Annotated in this window: 17 protein-coding genes and 1 riboswitch; of the genes, 10 read left to right on the forward strand and 7 right to left on the reverse strand. The window is 58.3% G+C overall.

The window, feature by feature from the left end:
• Positions 1-36 precede the first annotated feature (36 nt).
• The 3 genes from lysA to argH all read right to left on the reverse strand — a co-directional run bounded on the left by lysA (position 37) and on the right by argH (position 3,105).
• Positions 37-1,311 (reverse strand): diaminopimelate decarboxylase, encoded by a 1,275-nt coding sequence (gene lysA / locus K5845_RS02330; RefSeq protein ID WP_287958297.1) that lies wholly within the window; start codon positions 1,309-1,311, stop codon positions 37-39.
• A gap of 84 nt (positions 1,312-1,395) precedes the next feature.
• Positions 1,396-1,662 carry a lipoprotein gene (locus K5845_RS02335; RefSeq protein WP_287958298.1) on the reverse strand — a complete coding sequence of 89 codons (267 nt, stop codon included), beginning with the start codon at positions 1,660-1,662 and terminating at the stop codon, positions 1,396-1,398.
• Between the two features lie 57 nt (positions 1,663-1,719).
• Positions 1,720-3,105, reverse strand: a complete 1,386-nt coding sequence (argH, locus tag K5845_RS02340; RefSeq protein WP_287958418.1) for an argininosuccinate lyase — start codon at positions 3,103-3,105, stop codon at positions 1,720-1,722.
• Between the two features lie 72 nt (positions 3,106-3,177).
• On the opposite strand from argH, the gene K5845_RS02345 reads away from it, so the two are divergent.
• Positions 3,178-3,882: a TlpA family protein disulfide reductase gene (locus tag K5845_RS02345; RefSeq protein ID WP_287958299.1), complete on the forward strand. Its 705-nt coding sequence runs from the start codon at positions 3,178-3,180 to the stop codon at positions 3,880-3,882.
• Between the two features lie 15 nt (positions 3,883-3,897).
• Here K5845_RS02345 and K5845_RS02350 read toward each other — a convergent pair whose 3' ends face one another.
• The gene (locus K5845_RS02350; RefSeq protein WP_046477389.1) at positions 3,898-4,266 is read right to left on the reverse strand and encodes a hypothetical protein; all 369 of its coding nucleotides are present in this window, start codon (positions 4,264-4,266) and stop codon (positions 3,898-3,900) included.
• 220 nt (positions 4,267-4,486) lie between these two features.
• Between K5845_RS02350 and dapD the strand changes: the two genes are divergently transcribed.
• The 4 genes from dapD to K5845_RS02370 all read left to right on the forward strand — a co-directional run bounded on the left by dapD (position 4,487) and on the right by K5845_RS02370 (position 7,909).
• Complete coding sequence (gene dapD / locus K5845_RS02355; RefSeq protein WP_046477388.1) at positions 4,487-5,332, forward strand: 2,3,4,5-tetrahydropyridine-2,6-dicarboxylate N-succinyltransferase; 846 nt, start codon at positions 4,487-4,489, stop codon at positions 5,330-5,332.
• Between the two features lie 111 nt (positions 5,333-5,443).
• A complete protein-coding gene (locus K5845_RS02360) occupies positions 5,444-6,223 on the forward strand; it encodes a hypothetical protein (protein WP_046477387.1) in 780 nt (259 codons plus the stop codon).
• A 111-nt stretch (positions 6,224-6,334) separates the two neighbouring features.
• Entirely contained in the window at positions 6,335-7,510 is a 1,176-nt protein-coding gene (gene dapE / locus K5845_RS02365; protein ID WP_090226793.1) for a succinyl-diaminopimelate desuccinylase, read from the forward strand.
• Between the two features lie 87 nt (positions 7,511-7,597).
• Positions 7,598-7,909 (forward strand): ArsR/SmtB family transcription factor, encoded by a 312-nt coding sequence (locus tag K5845_RS02370; RefSeq protein WP_046477385.1) that lies wholly within the window; start codon positions 7,598-7,600, stop codon positions 7,907-7,909.
• A gap of 14 nt (positions 7,910-7,923) precedes the next feature.
• Here K5845_RS02370 and K5845_RS02375 read toward each other — a convergent pair whose 3' ends face one another.
• Positions 7,924-8,775 carry a LysR family transcriptional regulator gene (locus tag K5845_RS02375; RefSeq protein ID WP_046477384.1) on the reverse strand — a complete coding sequence of 284 codons (852 nt, stop codon included), beginning with the start codon at positions 8,773-8,775 and terminating at the stop codon, positions 7,924-7,926.
• 307 nt (positions 8,776-9,082) lie between these two features.
• Between K5845_RS02375 and K5845_RS02380 the strand changes: the two genes are divergently transcribed.
• Together K5845_RS02380 and K5845_RS02385 are read left to right on the forward strand one after the other, a co-directional pair.
• Positions 9,083-9,430, forward strand: a complete 348-nt coding sequence (locus K5845_RS02380) for a hypothetical protein (RefSeq protein ID WP_046477383.1) — start codon at positions 9,083-9,085, stop codon at positions 9,428-9,430.
• 243 nt (positions 9,431-9,673) lie between these two features.
• Positions 9,674-10,462: a DUF2147 domain-containing protein gene (locus tag K5845_RS02385; protein ID WP_090226797.1), complete on the forward strand. Its 789-nt coding sequence runs from the start codon at positions 9,674-9,676 to the stop codon at positions 10,460-10,462.
• Positions 10,463-10,527: 65 nt separating this feature from the next.
• On the opposite strand, the gene K5845_RS02390 is transcribed toward K5845_RS02385, so the two are convergent.
• A complete protein-coding gene (locus tag K5845_RS02390; RefSeq protein WP_432264130.1) occupies positions 10,528-11,628 on the reverse strand; it encodes a 2'-deoxycytidine 5'-triphosphate deaminase in 1,101 nt (366 codons plus the stop codon).
• A gap of 110 nt (positions 11,629-11,738) precedes the next feature.
• A riboswitch (SAM riboswitch) is annotated at positions 11,739-11,817 on the forward strand.
• 191 nt (positions 11,818-12,008) lie between these two features.
• Here K5845_RS02390 and metZ point away from each other — a divergent pair.
• From metZ to argE, 3 genes are all read left to right on the forward strand, one after another.
• Positions 12,009-13,175, forward strand: a complete 1,167-nt coding sequence (gene metZ / locus K5845_RS02395; RefSeq protein WP_082101238.1) for an O-succinylhomoserine sulfhydrylase — start codon at positions 12,009-12,011, stop codon at positions 13,173-13,175.
• A 122-nt stretch (positions 13,176-13,297) separates the two neighbouring features.
• Positions 13,298-13,690 carry a Co2+/Mg2+ efflux facilitator ApaG/CorD gene (gene apaG, locus K5845_RS02400; protein ID WP_046477380.1) on the forward strand — a complete coding sequence of 131 codons (393 nt, stop codon included), beginning with the start codon at positions 13,298-13,300 and terminating at the stop codon, positions 13,688-13,690.
• An 86-nt stretch (positions 13,691-13,776) separates the two neighbouring features.
• Positions 13,777-14,934, forward strand: a complete 1,158-nt coding sequence (gene argE / locus K5845_RS02405; RefSeq protein ID WP_287958302.1) for an acetylornithine deacetylase — start codon at positions 13,777-13,779, stop codon at positions 14,932-14,934.
• 79 nt (positions 14,935-15,013) lie between these two features.
• Here the strand turns inward: argE and K5845_RS02410 are convergent, their stop codons facing one another.
• Positions 15,014-16,030 carry an Hsp33 family molecular chaperone gene (locus K5845_RS02410; RefSeq protein WP_287958304.1) on the reverse strand — a complete coding sequence of 339 codons (1,017 nt, stop codon included), beginning with the start codon at positions 16,028-16,030 and terminating at the stop codon, positions 15,014-15,016.
• Positions 16,031-16,032 lie beyond the last annotated feature (2 nt).

A 16,032-nucleotide genomic window follows, 5' to 3' on the forward strand; every position in this document is an offset into this window, starting at 1 on the left:
ACCAGAGGCTTCTTTTCACGCCTTTCCCGTAGCTCTTCAGCCTTTCGACAGCCAGGGCGGAAGCGTGTCCATCGCAATCAAGTCATCATATGTCGGCCGGCTCCGGATCACAGCATACGCATCTCCTGAGACCATAACCTCAGGGATCAGCAATCTAGAGTTGTAGGTCGATGACATTACCGCACCGTACGCGCCGGCGCTCATAACGGCGATCAGATCGTCCGGCTGCAAGAGCGGTAATTTGCGATCTTCGGCCAGAAAGTCGCCGGTTTCGCATACCGGGCCAACGACATCCTGCATGACAGCGGGATTCTGGGCGCGCGCTTCAAGGACCGGCCAGATATCGTGATACGCCTCGTAAAGCGTCGGCCGGATCAAATCGTTCATCGCGCCATCTACGATCGTGAAGGTCTTGTCAGATCCTTCCTTGACGTAGATTACGCGCGTTACGAGCACACCAGCGTTGCCGACAATCATTCGTCCCGGCTCAAGAACGACCTTCAGACCAAGATCTCCGAGAGCCTCCCGCACGACGCGCGCATATTCGTCGGGATGGGGTGGTGTATCGTTCGTCCCGCGGTAGGGGATTCCGAGACCGCCCCCAATATCCAGGTGGCGCAGATTATGCCCCGCGGCGCGCAGCATGACGACGAGTTCATGCATGCGGGCGAACGCCGCTCGAAATGGCGCTAAATCGGTGATCTGGCTGCCGATATGCATGTGTACGCCGGTGATCTCGATGCCCGGCAGTTTTGCGGCCTTGGCGTAAAGTTCGGGTGCCGCAGCAAAAGGCACGCCGAATTTGTTCTCGGCCTTGCCCGTAGAAATCTTAGCGTGAGTTCCAGCGTCTACGTCCGGGTTTACGCGGATCGCTACGGGGGCTCGCAGCCCCATTTCCGCAGCGACATCGCTTAGAGCCAACAACTCCGGTTCACTTTCGACGTTGAACCCGAGAATGCCCTCCGAGAGCGCGTAGGCCATTTCGGACCGCGTCTTTCCGACTCCGGCGAAAATGATTTTACTTGCGGGGACACCTGCTGCCCGCGCCCGCCGCAACTCGCCTTCAGACACGACATCCATGCCCGCACCAAGGCGCGCCATCGTGGCCAGGACAGCTTGGTTGGAGTTCGCCTTGACCGCGTAGCAAATCAATGCGTTCTGACCATCAAAGGCCTGGGACAGAACCTCGTAGTGGCGCGTCAACGTCGCGGTCGAATAGCAATAGAAAGGCGTGCCAACGGCTTCCGCGATATCGACGAGGCTGACGCCTTCGGCGGTGAGGACGCCGTCCCTATAGGCAAAATGATGCATGATGAATTTTATCGCAGATCAGGCCGTTTTTTGGAACGTGAGCCAGTGCGATCTGACACCGGACCCGGCCCCCGGTGAGCGATCCTAGCGCAACAGACCGTCGAGAATGAAGGGCCGATGCTCCTTTTCCGGTGCAGCGGAGTTCTTGCCCGGATCCTGGGCTTCGGGTGAGGTTGCGGTGCCGGCCGCCTTAGCTTCCGCAGGCGCCTCTAGCGAGCCGCGTATGCCGCATCCCGCAACAGCTAACGAAACAGCTGCAAGCAGGAGGCCTTTTCGAAACGCGCTCAACATGTTGACGCTGTCCCTCATTTGCCGTTCAGCCTTGATGCCCGCCGCTTCCCCAATGCCCATGAAACGGCAAGGCATGCCAAAGCATAGCTTGGGAAGCCATGCCCATGTTGGGCTTTTCTAGCCCGAGTTGGCTTCCGTTTCCAACCTCGCGACCCAATCCGCAGCTGTTTTTGCTACGTTCTGTGGCGCAGTTCCACCATAACTGGAGCGGCTTTTCACCGAATTTTCCACGCTGAGCACCGAAAACACGGCTTTCGTGATGCGGTTTTCCACCGCCTGCATCTCGTCGAGCGTGAGGTTTTCCAACGCTACGCCACGGCGTTCAGCAATGGCCACAATCGCTCCTGTGACGTGGTGCGCTTGTCGGAAGGGCAGATTGAGTTCGCGGACAAGCCAATCGGCCAGATCGGTCGCAGTGGAATAACCCGCCCCGGCAGCCGCATGCATTGTCGCCGGGACTGGCTCCATATCCTCGACCATGCCAGCCATTGCCGCGACGACGAGGCGGAAGCTGTCAAGCGCGTCGAAGGTGACTTCCTTGTCTTCCTGCATGTCCTTTGAGTAAGCGAGCGGCAGCCCCTTCATCACCATTGCCAGGCTTTGCAGAGCGGCAGCGATACGACCGACCTTCGCGCGGCAAAGCTCAGCGGCGTCCGGATTCCGCTTCTGCGGCATGATTGACGAGCCCGTCGTGAAACGGTCGCTCAGTTTGATGAAGCCGAACTGCGGCGTTGACCAGATCACGATTTCCTCAGCGAAGCGCGACAGGTGCAACGCGCAGATCGTGGCCGCGGAGAGCGTCTCAAGGGCGAAATCGCGGTCGGAAACACTATCGAGCGAATTCGCCGTCGGCCGATCGAAGCCTAGCGTCTCTGCCGTCGCGTGACGGTCGATCGGGAACGAGGTGCCGGCAAGCGCAGCGGCGCCGAGCGGACATTCATTCAAACGTTTGCGAGCGTCAGCAAAGCGACCCCGGTCGCGCGCCAACATCTCGACATACGCCAGCAAATGATGGCCAAAGGTGACGGGCTGGGCGGGCTGCAAATGCGTGAAACCGGGCATGATGGTGCCTGCGTGTGCTGCGGCCTTCGTCACCAATGCATGCTGGAGGTTACGCAGAGCCACGTCGAAGGCATCAATGCAGGCCCGAATGTAGAGGCGGAAATCCGTCGCAACCTGATCGTTGCGCGAGCGCGCCGTGTGAAGGCGCCCCGCAGGCTCTCCAATCATCTCCTTCAGGCGCGACTCTATGTTCATGTGAACATCTTCCAGCGCGCGAGAATATTCGAACTCGCCACGCTCGATCTCACCGAGAATGCGATCAAGCCCCTCGCTGATGGCTTTCGCATCCTCAGCACCGATGATGCCTTGCGCCGCCAACATGGCGGCATGTGCCTTGGATCCGGCAATATCCTCAAAGGCCATGCGCTTGTCGAACTCAATGGAGACGTTGATGTCCTCCATGATCTCAGAGGGTGACATCTGGAAGCGGCCACCCCACATGCGGTTGGCGTTAGTATCGGTCACGGTTTAGCTCCGGCTAGAAAAGCGGATGAGACAAGAAGACTGAGGACCATGAGCAAAGATAGTTCGACTGCGGTGAAACGAACATCACCAGCCAGCTACCTTTGGATTGCGGCGATCGCAGCCGTCATCGGGTTTGCGGCGGTATACTGGACGATGGCACCGTCTGACAACGGCGAGGGCATCGCCAATTCTCCGACGACCGCCGAGGCAAAGCCTATGGCGGCTCCGACAAAGACGGGCGAGACGGCCGCTCCAACCCCAAATGCCATGCCTAATGAGGGAGGAAAACTCAATTCCGGGCACATGGCGGCCTTTATTTTCAAGCCGGAGCCTGAAACGCTCGGGGATGTCTCGTTCAAGGACGGCACTGGCCAGTCGGTAACCCTGGCTGATTTTAAGGGCAAAACTATCCTTCTCAATCTGTGGGCGACTTGGTGTGCACCGTGCCGGGAAGAGATGCCGGCGCTCGATCGTCTGCAAAATCAACTGGGTAGTGATAAGTTCGAGGTCGTGGCTTTGAGCGTTGATCGCGGAGGCGCGGAGAAATCCCAGCAGTTTCTCGACAAAATCAACGTTCAGAGTTTGACCCTCTACGTGGACGAGAAGGCTGGATCTTCGTCTGTTCTGAAGGTTATCGGCATGCCGACGACCTTGCTCATTGACGCGGACGGCCGCGAGATTGGACGGCTTGTCGGCCCGGCGGAGTGGGACAGTGCTGACGCCGTGCGCCTCATCAAGGCGCACCTACCCTAGCGGCCGGCGCTAAGGTTACGCAGCGAATGCCCGAAAAATGCGGGTTATCATCCAAAAAGCCAGCCGAATGAGCGCCCCAACAGCGAGCCCAATGAGCAATAGAAGGATGGATTTAGGCCCTAGCTCACCGAGTAGCGTCGCATAAGCGGCATTCGCTGAATCTGGGAAAAACGTCTCGAACTGGGTGCTGAAGACATCAAGAACCTGTCTCGCTTCTCGCACGAGATATCCAAACAGTTCGGTGTTGTAGATGGCCAAGTAGATATAGGCCAACATAGCTGCGACAAGTTCGATGACGAGCAATACAGCGAAGCCCGCAATCGCCATGATTGTCGTCACGATTCCCAGAAAGAAACTCGCGGTCAGCGATCGATCCTGACTCATGGCTAATGATCCTTATGCTCTCTTGGGTCTTAATTTCTTCGGCTTGACGCCCGCTAGCACGGCGGACCGTCAACAATAAGACGGCAACTGAGCGCTTGAGCCGTTAGGACTGATCACATCTGCCCGCAGGAACAACGGGACCGGCGATTGACACCTTCGCGGCTTCCCGCCACAACGCGTTTCACTCAAGTGACTCTTAAGAATAACGAGGGAGCGCGCAATGTCGCACGACGACTTGCAGAAGACGATTGAGGCCGCATTCGAGGCCCGCGACGACGTTACACCCCAAACCGTGGGCCCCGTGCGGGAAGCCGTCGAGGAAGCGCTCAATCTGCTCGACAGCGGAAAAGCCCGTGTTGCCGAGCCGACTCCGGGCGGAGATTGGCAGGTCAACCAGTGGCTCAAGAAAGCTGTCCTATTGTCATTCCGTCTCAATGACATGACGACAATTTCTGGCGGTCCTGGCGGCGCTGCCTGGTGGGATAAGGTTCCATCCAAATTCGCCGGGATGACCGAAGCCGATTTCAAGAAGGCCGGCTTCCGTGCCGTGCCCAACTGTATCGTGCGCCGGTCCGCGTATATCGCTCCGGGCGTCGTTCTGATGCCTTCGTTCGTAAATCTCGGCGCTTATGTTGCCAGCGGTACGATGGTAGACACCTGGGCAACGGTCGGCAGTTGCGCGCAAATCGGCCGGAATTGCCATATCTCGGGTGGCGCCGGAATCGGTGGCGTACTCGAGCCGTTGCAAGCCGGCCCCGTGATTATCGAAGACAATTGCTTTATCGGCGCACGTGCCGAAGTCGCGGAAGGTGTTGTCGTCGGTGAGGGATCGGTGTTGTCCATGGGCGTCTACCTCGGCGCTTCGACAAAAATCGTCGACCGGGCAACGGGTGAAGTTTTCATGGGCCGCGTCCCCCCATACTCCGTCGTCGTCTCGGGTACTATGCCAGGCAAGCCTCTTCCGGATGGCTCGCCTGGACCTGGGCTTTATTGCGCCGTGATCGTGAAACGCGTGGACGAGAAAACACGCTCGAAGACGTCGATCAACGAGCTTTTGCGCGACTAACCTGCATTCCGGTGCGCGTGTTTTACGACATGCGCGCCGGACATGATCCGACCTCGTCGCCAGCGCATTTACGGCGAATAAGCGCCGTGATCGCATGCCATCCACGACGCCATGCCATACAGAACGCTGGACCCAGACAAAATTATCGAGACAGTTGCAACGCTTGATCGTCGCATTAGTGAACGTTTTCCTGGCTGCGGACTGCGTAAGGTCTGTTCAGAGCTTCTCGATATCGCCAAGACCAGCCAGAAAAAGGCCGCAGCGGTTTCCGAGCCCAATCTGCCGCTACGCTTTGGTATCGCCCTCGTCCTGGGCCTCGGTGTGGCCTTGCTCATCTATGTCGGTTCGATCATCGAACTCAAACACGGAGACGAAAACCTGTTCGGCGTGTTGGAGGGCATCGATGCCGCGGTCAATACACTGGTTGTTATGGGCGCGGGCGTATTCTTCTTATCGACGCTTGAAGGGCGTTGGCACCGGCAAAAAGCGCTCGATGATCTCCACGAATTGCGGTCCATCGTGCATGTTATCGACATGCACCAATTGACTAAAGATCCCGGCAGGGTTTCGACGGTCGGCACTGCAACGCCCTCGTCGCCGCAACGGGTGATGACACCATTCGAACTCGTTCGCTACCTCGACTACTGCTCCGAGATGCTGTCTCTCGCCGCCAAAATTGCCGCGCTTTATGCGCAGGGCACGCGAGATCCCATCGTTATCGAAACCGCCAGCGATCTGGGCCAGACAACGTCCTATCTCTCCAGCAAAATCTGGCAGAAGATTACCCTTGTGCAGGCGCAGATCGACAGCCCAGCTGCGGGGCCCTCAGCTCTTTCCGAAGGCGTGACGCAACTGGATGGCGCGACGACTGTCTCAACTCCGGCGACTTGACGGCTAAGACCGCAGGTGGGAATCGATCTAAACGCATCGTCGTACCCGTTCAGCCGTGTCATTGCCTCTCGAGGCCAATGGCTCCCTCCGTCGCCATAGAGGCTTGCTTGCATGTCCGCCGATCTGCCGACTGACGTTACCCGTCTTACTCAGGCGTTGATCCGTTGCCCGAGCGTAACCCCGGCTGAGGGGGGTGCGCTGACGCTATTGGAGAACGTTCTCACCGAACTTGGATTCGTCTGCCACCGTCTCACGTTTTCGGAGCCCGGCACGCCGGATATTGAAAACCTCTATGCACGGATCGGAACCAGCGGACCGAACCTCTGCTTTGCCGGGCACACGGATGTCGTACCTCCCGGCGAAGAAGATGCCTGGAGCGTTCCACCCTTTGCAGGCGAAATTCGTGACGGCATTCTTTTCGGTCGCGGCGCCGTCGACATGAAGGGTGCAATCGCCTGCTTCGTTTCTGCGGCGGCGGCCTACCTTGCGCAATCGGACACCCAACGTCGGGGGGCCATTTCGCTCCTCATCACGGGAGACGAAGAAGGACCGGCGATCAACGGCACGGTCAAAGTGCTCGACTGGCTCAAGCAGCAGGGCGAGCAGATCGATGCCTGCATCGTCGGGGAACCGTCCAATCCGCGCCGCATTGGCGATGAGATCAAAGTCGGACGGCGTGGATCACTCAATGGCGAAATCATTGTCAACGGCCGGCAAGGACACAGCGCTTATCCTGCGTTGGCCGACAATCCCGTTCCCAAGCTCGCGCGCATCATCGACCGGCTGTCGGTGCTTCCGCTCGACGAAGGCAGTGAGCGGTTTGAGCGCTCCAATCTCGAGGTCACCATCATTTCGGTCCCCAATACCGTGACGAACGTCATACCGGGGCAGGCGCGCGCGGCCTTCAATGTGCGTTTCAACGACAATTGGACACGCGAACGTCTGGAAGACGCTATTCGTAGCTGTTGCGAAGCAAGCGCGGCAGAGGTCGAGGCCGATATGCGGCTTACGTTCTCCTTTTCAGGCGACGCCTTCTGCACTGAGCCGGGACCGTTACTCGACACGCTGGTTGCCGCGGTTCGCGACGTCAGTGGGGTAACGCCTGCGCTTACTACCGGCGGCGGTACGTCCGATGCGCGCTTCATCAAGAACGCGTGCCCAGTGATCGAATTCGGCCTCGTTAACGCCACGATCCACAAAGTCGACGAGCACGTTCCGGTCAGCGACCTCTCGGCTCTTACCGCCATCTACACGCGCTTCTTGGAGCGATTTTTCGCGGCCGCCTAACCGCTTTCACCCAACTCCCCATTGGACGGTCTTGTTCGGCTCTTTGGGATCATTGAACAATCGCCCGTTAGGTCGCATATTGTCGTCATGCAACGACCGTTCATACATCCGTCCATTGCGGACGTCAGATTAGAGAATGTTCTTTACGCGCTGGCTGATCCCGCGCGTCTAGCGATCGTGCGCACGCTCGCGAACGGTGGATGTCCAATGAACTGTTCCACTGCTGCACCGGCACAGCTTCCGAAGTCGACGCAGTCGCATCACTATCAAGTGCTGCGGGAAGCGGGTCTGATTACGTCGGAGCGGCGCGGGACCGAAGTCGTCAATGTTCTGCGACGGAGCGACATTGACCAAAGGTTTCCGGGTCTTCTCACGGCCGTGCTGAGCTCATCCTCCTAATTCACCCGCTCGCCTCATTCCGACAGCTCATCGGAGATACGCCGCAGCCCTGCCAGAAATTCTGGATAAGCATCTGTGTTGTGATCTTCCGGGTATACTGCGTAGACCGGGTACACGAAGCGGCGGGCGCGCTCGACGAGCTTTAGGCGCTCGTCTTCCAGATAACTTTGGACCAGACGCCTCGGAAAATATCCCGACGCTTCGGTATCAAAGAGGTAGCTTAAGGCAACCGCGCCAAGATCAAAGTGCAGACTGGTGTGCGTCTGATTAGGGTACGTGTCGGCATGATCTGCCGCAAATTCGGGCCCCCAATTGACGAACACGTAGCCTTTACGGCGGCTCCGTGCCGACGACGTGGAGCTCGTTACGAGCACAAGTTCATCGTCGAAAATGTGCTCGACGATCAAACCCGGACGCGACTCTGCGCGGTAAACGACGGCAAGATCCAACGAGCCTTCGAGAAGTTGCTCGATAAGCGCGCGTGACGTTCCCATTCTTGCCGTTACCGCAATATCGCCGCGCGCACCGCGCAGCCACGCCACCCATTTGAGCAGATACCCTTCCCACAGACTGATCTGACCACCGACAGCCAGATGATCCGTGTGATGGTCGGCGAGCGCGACCTCAAGCTGAGCGTGGTTCCATACGCGCAAGAGCGCGCTGGCGTGACGCTGGAATTGCTCTCCGGCCGGGGTCAGACGCGTGCCGCTCTTGGCGCGTTCAAACAGAGTTCGAGCGAGTGCCTCCTCCAGCGCCTTGACCCGCATAGACACCGTAGACTGAGTTACGCACAGCTTTTCGGCTGCGTCCTTGAAACTTCCCGCCTCCACGATAGCCAGAAATGTTTTCGCGAGCGTGATGTCCATGCGGCCCAAAAAAGGGTTATGGCGTGAATAGGCAGGTTCTTAGTTCAAAGATCTTCATTCAAACATTCACATTAATTCGTTTGTACGAATTTACCAACTCACTCATATCTCGAATGTGTTGAGTAGAAATCGCACTCAAAACAGCAAACCTTGGAACCTATTGAGATGAAAAAAACTCAATCAAGCAAACCCGCCGCAAAAAAAGCAGCCCCTGCAGCAGCCGCTGCAGCTCCGCCGGCAAAGGCCGCTAAGGCTGCGAAAAAGCCGGCAGCCAAGCGGGCTAAGTAAGACGACCTCGGAGATCTGCATGACCGCGTTGAAACTGGTGCTGGGTACAGTCGCCGCAAGCGCATTTTGGCTTTCCGCGGCGCAAGCCACGACGATCATCAACCGCGACCCTTCGGCGCACAACCTGCGCATCGTCGAAGGGGATCAGGAGCGTGTCGTCACGGCTGAACCTTCTCAGCAGCTGGATGAATTGTGCTCGTCTTCGTGCAGCCTGTTCTTTGATGATGACCCGGATGCCTACGAAATTGCCGCAGGCGACATCGTGTCAATCGAGGACGGCGAGCTCTACTACGAGGAGCCTTCCGCTCTGCCTGAAGCGCCTAGTATGCCTGCCGACGCCAATAATTATGGCCCGGCAAATCAATAGCTTATAGCGCTGCAAGCCGGTTTCAGCAGGTTTTTACAAATAAGGGCGGCATCCCGGGCGGTGCCGCCCTTTCCTGTTATCGTGTGATCATTTAAGGGCTCGGCTTGCCACACCATGTGATGAAACCCATATGGGCGCCGGGCGTTCGCCATATTCTTAGGTTGCATGTTCCCCAGAGAACAGCACTGCGACGGCTAATGCTTCAGCTTATGCCGCGAAACAGGACAGAGAAGGGCGTAGATCATGCGATCTTATCTAACTACTGCCGGCGCGTTCATCCTTGCAGCAATGACGCTGCCAAGCATCGCGCAGGCGGCGACAGACCCATCCGGTGTCTGGCTCGACGACAAGGGCCGCGGTGCGATTGAAATTAAACCGTGCGGCGACGACTACTGCGGCTACGTGGTTTGGGTCAAAGACACGAACGACACGCGCGGTTGCGGCAAGCAGATCATTGGCAATGTCAGCGCCACGGGTTCAGGCATTTGGGACAACGGCTGGATTTACAGTCCCGAGCGTAAAAAGAAATACAGCGTCGAACTGAAATTGCTCAGCGATAATCAGCTTCGCGTGAAAGGGTATGCGGGTACGAAGTTCTTTTCCAAGACCATGGTTTGGACGAAGGCTCCGGACACTCTCACTCGTTGCGACGATGCCGTGTATGCCAAAAAGACGGAGCCTGCCGCTGAATCGGCTCCGGCGCTGCAACCTGCGACACCGCCCGACGTAACATCAGACGCTCCGCCTGCGACGACAGCAGCCAAACCTGACGCTGCCTCGCCGTCCGCTGCGGACACTGCAGAAGCACCAATGACTGAGCCGCAAAAGGATACCGGAGACGCGGCCTCCCCCCCGGCACAGAAACCTGCTGCTCCCCAGAAAAAAGAAATGGCGAACGCAGCCCCACCTCCCGATGTGGAAGACGGCCCGAGTTTGGGTGACCTGCCGATCGACAAATATTTCAACAAGACCGCGGACGGACGCTGCAAACTCGATCTGCCGTGGGTCAAGCTCGACTTTGCGTGCGATTGATCAGGCTTTGAGTGTCGAAAGTTTTGGCGGCTGGTCCTCTGGGGCCAGCCGTTTTCTTTGTCTGTTCAGCGAAAGTGCTTGGAAAGCTTCAAGCCTTGGGCCTGATAGTTCGATCCCAAATCGCGACCATAGAGTAGGCGGGGAATCTCTGTCAGGCGTTCGTATATAAGGCGCCCGACGATCTGACCGTCTTCGAGGATGAAGGGGACCTTGTGGCTTCTGACTTCGAGCACAACCCGCGAGCCCTCACCGCCAGCTGGCGCATGACCGAAGCCAGGGTCCATGAAGCCTGCATAGTGCACGCGAAATTCGCCGACGAGCGGGTTGAAGGGCATCATTTCGGCCGCGTGTGTCGGGGGGACATGAACTGCTTCTTTCGAGGCCAATATGTAGAATTGATCGGGATCGAGTATGAGCCGTCGTTGCTTGCCGACGTTGATCGGCTCCCAATACTCCGCAATGGCGCAGGAGCCCGGCGCATCCACGTCAACCAGACCGGAATGGCGCTTCGCGCGATAGCCGATAAGGCCCGTTTCAGATCCGGTCAGATCAACGGAAAGCGCAATACCGCCGGAGATATCGGGATTCGCCGTGTTGACGAGTCGTTCGCGTTCATGGAGGGCGGCCAACTCGGCATCGGTATCCTGCGGCATGCCGCGACGGAACCGAATCTGAGTCAAGCGGCTGCCCGTGCGCGCGAGGATCGGGAACGTCTGAGGGCAGATTTCCGCATAGAGCGGGCCTTGGTATCCAGCAGGGATCTGATCGAAGGCCGTCACACGATCGGCAATTACGCGTGTGAAGACATCAAGACGTCCGGTCGAACTTTTTGGATTGGCCGATGCCGACAAAGTCTCAGGTAGGTTTAAACTTTCCAGCAGCGGGACGACGTAGACGCATCCGGTTTCCAACACGGCGCCTTGGCTGAGGTCTACTTCGTGAAGTTTGAGGTCCGCAAGACGCGCTTCTACGGATACTGCTCGCCCCGGCAGGAAGCTTGCACGGACGCGATAGGCCTTCGGGCCCAAACGCAGATCAAGGCTCGCCGGCTGGATTTGGCCATCAATCAGCGGCTCAGCCACAGAGATAGCGCCTTCCGCCAGCAGTTTTTCTATTGCCTGCACGGGCAGTACGCCCGCAGGCTCTATGCCGCTCTGCGCGTTCACGTCTTTATCCTCGATCCGGGCTGGATTGCTCACGTCGCGCCCTCCTTCGATCTCAGTGCCATAGAACACGTGATGCTTGACGCCAAGCGGCAATCGGCGCTAATCCCCGTTCCTACTACCGTGGTGATTTGGCCGGCCGGCTTGCAGCCACGTAAAAACAACTTGCTAAAAGGCCGCGCGCATTTCTGGTGCAGTCCCCCGTTATCAAGCGCCCGGCCCACTTAGTTGCGACGCTCAGCGGGCCCGTTACGTCCGCTCGTTGGGCGGTCCATGGCGATTTCTGCGCGCGATTGCGGTGCAGAGCTTGACTGATGCGAAGGGAGAAGCGCGTGACCAATCCGAAATCGATCGATCCAGAAGCTGATTGCGAAGACTTTGCCATGGCGACGCGGCTGGTGCATGGCGGAACGCTCCGTTCTCAATTCAACGAGACATCGGAAGCCCTGTTTTTAACGCAGGGGTACGTTTACGACAGTGCCGAGCAGGCAGAGCGTCGCTTCAAGAACGAAGAACCGGGCTATCAGTACAGCCGCTTTTCTAATCCGACCGTGACGATGTTTGAAGAGCGGATGCGGCTTCTGGAAGGCGCTGAAGAATCCCGGGCTACGGCCACGGGTATGGCCGCGGTTACGTCCGCGCTTCTTTGCTACCTTAAGGCCGGGGATCACGTGGTGGCGTCGGCAGCAATGTTCGGCTCCTGCCGCTACGTCGTGGAGGATCTTTGTCCACGCTTCGGGATCTCAGCCACTCTGGTCGACGGATCGAACGTTGATGCCTGGGAAGAAGCCGTTCGGCCGAATACCAAGCTGTTCTTCTTTGAAACGCCGGCAAACCCAACTCTTGCCCTAGTCGATATCGCTGCGGTTTCGGCCATCGCGAAGCGGATTGGCGCCGTCACGGTCGTCGACAACGTTTTCGCAACTCCAATGCTGCAGCGGCCGATTGAACATGGCGCCGACGTTGTCGTCTATTCGGCGACAAAGCACATCGACGGTCAGGGCCGCTGCCTCGGCGGTGTCGTTCTCGGCTCAAAGGAGTATATCAACGACCATCTGCACACCTTCATCCGCCAGACGGGCCCATCGATCAGCCCGTTCAACGCCTGGGTTATGCTGAAAAGCCTCGAAACGCTCGCGCTTCGCGTTCGGGCGCAGTGCGACACCGCGGCGCGGCTCGCAGATCATCTGGTCGGACTCTCCGGCGTTCAGCGGGTGCTCTACCCGACGCGGGCCGACTTCCCGCAGGCCGAGGTTGCTAAAAAGCAAATGAAGGGCGGCGGGCAGGTCGTTCCGGTCTATCTGGATGGCGGCAAGGAGGCTGCCTTCAAATTCCTCAACGGCCTGAAAATCATAAAGATCTCCAATAATCTTGGGGATGCCAAGAGCCTCGTTACGCACCCCGCGACCACAACCCACCAGCGGCTTACGCCTGACGCTCGGGCCGAGTTGGGGATCACAGATGGTATGGTGCGGCTCTCGATCGGGCTTGAAGATCCAGATGACTTGGCTGCTGACCTCGAACGGGCTGTGCGCGCGGCACGAAGCTAAAACGCGCATCGGGTTTCCGATGCCGGTGTTGACCGGAAGGCAAGGGTGGCGGACAATCCCCTCTCGGGCAAGCGGGGCGCCGTCCGGTCACACGATCGCGTCACATGGAAAACAGCACTAACATGTATGAGAAAGTCACTCGCGGCATTCGGATTCGCGTCGAGCCAGCGTTCGTCCAAGACCAGTCTTCGCCTGATGAGGGTTATTTCTTCTGGGCCTATACCGTTGAAATAACCAACGAGAGTGAACACCGCGTGCAGCTTCGTTCGCGGTTCTGGCAAATTACGGACGCGCGCGGCGTCACCGAAGAGGTGCGCGGGCCGGGCGTTGTCGGCCAAACGCCCGTTATCGGGCCCGGCGAAACCTTCACCTACACATCTGGATGTCCGCTCGGAACGCCTTCGGGCATCATGGTGGGCAGCTATCAAATGGCCGATCAGGATGGCATCTTGTTCGACGTTGCTATCCCAGCCTTTTCGCTCGACTGCCCCTACGAGACTCACTCGGTGAACTGAGCGCGCCCGGGGTTTGCTGAACTGCGCAATGCCCCTGCCGACGCTCGTCCTTACTTGATCAACTATACGCGAGAAACAACGCGCTCATGCCCGGCCCAACATATTCGGCAAAGGAGCTGCTTGATCGGCTCATCAGCTTCGACACCACCAGCCATAAGACGAACCTGCCCCTGATACGCTTTGTCGAAGATTATCTGGCTCAGCATGGGCTGGCGAGCTCGCTCACCTTTAATGAGGAGCGCGACAAGGCAAACCTCTACGCGACGATTGGGCCGCAGGACATTGGCGGGATTGGTCTTTCGGGGCACACCGACGTCGTTCCGGTAGCCGGCCAGAATTGGGACACCGATCCGTTCCGGATGACAGAGCGTGACGGCCGCATCTATGGACGCGGCACGACGGACATGAAGGGGTTTCTTGCGTGTGTGCTGGCGGCTGTTCCGATGCTGCAAAGCCGGCGCCTCAGCAAACCGGTCCATATCCTGTTTTCCTACGATGAGGAAATCGGGTGCACAGGCGTCCGTCCAATGATTGCTCGTTTGGGCAATGATCTCATCAAACCTGAAATGGTCATCGTCGGCGAACCAACGGGAATGCGTGTTGTAACCGCGCACAAAGGTCCGGTGAGATGGGACGTGGACGTGCACGGCCGGGCTGTCCATTCCAGCATGGCCCCATTGGGCGTCAACGCGATTTCCTATGCCGGCCGACTTTTGGGAGAACTCGCGGCGATTGAAGAGCATCTCGCAAACACCAGTCGGGACACGCGTTTCGATCCTCCTTATTCCACATTGCAGGTTACGCTGATCAAGGGCGGTACTGCTACGAACATCGTGCCCGTCTCATGCAATTTTGGGTTCGAAGTGCGCGCGCTTCCCGGATTGCACACGAATGCCATCGAACAACGCGTCAAGGACTACGCCAGCCGCCTGCTTGCGCCAATGCACGCTGTTGCCAAAGAAGCCGGAATCAGTATCCAGCAAACCAACTGTGTTCCGCCGTTTGCAGTCGATGCCGATTCACCGGTGGTGTCATTGGCGCTGGAATTAGCCGAGAGCAACCATACCCACGCGGTTTCCTATGCGACGGAAGCCGGTCTGTTCCAAGATGCAGGCACGCCATCCGTTGTTTGCGGTCCCGGCGATATCGCGCAGGCGCACACTGCGAACGAATGGATCGAAGCCAGCGAGCTTGACCGGTGTATGGAATTTTTGGGGCGGCTCTCTGATCGGCTATCGGCCTAAGATTCCCGCCTGCCGCACAATAGTGCAGACGCACAGCCGGGTCCCTTAATCGCGAAGGTCAACTGAGGACGAACCCGCTTTAGCCGATTTCACCCGGCTCGAAGCGATAGGTTGTGCTGCAGAATTCGCAGGTTACAGAAATTGCTCCGTCAGGCTCGCGCATCTCATCAAGTTGAGCGCCCTCAAACCTACGCAGGAAGGACTCGACGCGTTCGCGCGAGCAGCGGCACCGTTCCTCGATCGCGTGGGCGTCGTGAACCCGCACACCCTCCTCGTGGAAGAGCCGGTACAATAGCCGATCGGGCGCCAACATCGGGTCGATTAACTCATGATCTTCGACGGTAGCTGCCAAAATGCGTGTGCGCTGCCAGCCGTCATCATCGTCATCTTCGAGCGGTAGTGCCTCTCCATAGGGCTCGGCTTCGCTCTCACTGAAGTTCTCATCCAGGCCCTGGCCGCCCTCTCGCGCGAGATTTTGCAGAAGTAGGCCGCCCGCCCGCCAATGCCAATCATCGGCACCTTCGTTCTCGCCCGGGACATAAACACGAGCAACGGCCAGCCGCAGGAACGTCGGCAGCTGTTCAGACTGACGGAAGTAGGTGAGCGCGGCATCGGTCAGCGGCTGGCCCTCCAGCGCAACGATCCCCTGGTATCTATCCATGTCACCGCCAGGGTCAATCGTCATAGCGAGATGGCCCGTGCCATAGAGGGCCTCTGGATCAACGACACCATTGCCGTTTGAAATCTCCGCAGTGCGCTCTGCATCGAAACTGGCGTAACCGCGTAAATGTCCGGGCGTATCGTAGTTCACGACGACCAATCCGAGAGCTCCATCGCTCTTCGTTTGCAGGATCAGTCGTCCTTCGATCTTCAATCCCGTTCCCAAAAGCGCCGTCAGCGCCAAAGCCTCACCAAGCGCCTGTCCGACAGCCGCGGGATAGCTGTGACGTTGCAGAATACGGTCTACGCTCTTGCCCAGGCGCACAAGCCGCCCGGCTACACCGGAACGGACGGTCCGAAACGGGATGACCAGATCATCTGGGATTGCCGATCCGTTAATCCCGGCGATGCGCTCTGCATCCTGCCCAGCAGCCAATC

This window comes from Filomicrobium sp. (assembly GCF_025698805.1).
Taxonomy (GTDB): domain Bacteria; phylum Pseudomonadota; class Alphaproteobacteria; order Rhizobiales; family Hyphomicrobiaceae; genus Filomicrobium; species Filomicrobium insigne.

Bases quoted from the DNA above. Each gene is read 5' to 3' on its own strand.
- lysA (WP_287958297.1), bottom strand. From the start codon at position 1,311: ATGCATCATTTTGCCTATAGGGACGGCGTCCTCACCGCCGAAGGCGTC.
- K5845_RS02335 (WP_287958298.1), bottom strand. From the start codon at position 1,662: ATGGGCATTGGGGAAGCGGCGGGCATCAAGGCTGAACGGCAAATGAGG.
- argH (WP_287958418.1), bottom strand. From the start codon at position 3,105: ATGTGGGGTGGCCGCTTCCAGATGTCACCCTCTGAGATCATGGAGGAC.
- K5845_RS02345 (WP_287958299.1), top strand. From the start codon at position 3,178: ATGAGCAAAGATAGTTCGACTGCGGTGAAACGAACATCACCAGCCAGC.
- K5845_RS02350 (WP_046477389.1), bottom strand. From the start codon at position 4,266: ATGAGTCAGGATCGATCGCTGACCGCGAGTTTCTTTCTGGGAATCGTG.
- dapD (WP_046477388.1), top strand. From the start codon at position 4,487: ATGTCGCACGACGACTTGCAGAAGACGATTGAGGCCGCATTCGAGGCC.
- K5845_RS02360 (WP_046477387.1), top strand. From the start codon at position 5,444: ATGCCATACAGAACGCTGGACCCAGACAAAATTATCGAGACAGTTGCA.
- dapE (WP_090226793.1), top strand. From the start codon at position 6,335: ATGTCCGCCGATCTGCCGACTGACGTTACCCGTCTTACTCAGGCGTTG.
- K5845_RS02370 (WP_046477385.1), top strand. From the start codon at position 7,598: ATGCAACGACCGTTCATACATCCGTCCATTGCGGACGTCAGATTAGAG.
- K5845_RS02375 (WP_046477384.1), bottom strand. From the start codon at position 8,775: ATGGACATCACGCTCGCGAAAACATTTCTGGCTATCGTGGAGGCGGGA.
- K5845_RS02380 (WP_046477383.1), top strand. From the start codon at position 9,083: ATGACCGCGTTGAAACTGGTGCTGGGTACAGTCGCCGCAAGCGCATTT.
- K5845_RS02385 (WP_090226797.1), top strand. From the start codon at position 9,674: ATGCGATCTTATCTAACTACTGCCGGCGCGTTCATCCTTGCAGCAATG.
- metZ (WP_082101238.1), top strand. From the start codon at position 12,009: ATGGCGACGCGGCTGGTGCATGGCGGAACGCTCCGTTCTCAATTCAAC.
- apaG (WP_046477380.1), top strand. From the start codon at position 13,298: ATGTATGAGAAAGTCACTCGCGGCATTCGGATTCGCGTCGAGCCAGCG.
- argE (WP_287958302.1), top strand. From the start codon at position 13,777: ATGCCCGGCCCAACATATTCGGCAAAGGAGCTGCTTGATCGGCTCATC.